The organism is Desulfobulbus alkaliphilus (assembly GCF_016918545.1).
Lineage (GTDB): Bacteria > Desulfobacterota > Desulfobulbia > Desulfobulbales > Desulfobulbaceae > Desulfobulbus > Desulfobulbus alkaliphilus.
On record NZ_JAFFQC010000473.1, the window covers coordinates 1 to 246 of the forward strand.

The 246-nt window shown below is 55.7% G+C and carries 1 protein-coding gene; it reads left to right on the forward strand.

Annotation, left to right across the window (positions count from 1 at the left end; genetic code table 11):
- The coding region (locus tag JWG43_RS19450) for a hypothetical protein (protein ID WP_205244529.1) at positions 1–246 on the forward strand (246 nt) is incomplete at both ends.

Here is a 246-nt window from a genome sequence, read left to right on the forward strand (position 1 = left end):
TTCGGGTGATCTGGATATCAAGGGGACAGTGCAGTTCAAGGAACGAGTTGGCGGACATGAAGGTCATATTGAACTGTGGCATGTTCGCCCCAACAGGTATCGCAGCCGGGTTGGTTTTCAGTATTTTGCCGGCACAGGTTCGATGTCTTGGAGCTGGCAGGAAATTGTCGGTTCGATAGCGGACGGGGGTGGTTGGGCCCAGGGTGACCATACGGTGCAGGTGATCGCGATAGCGGCCAATGGCAG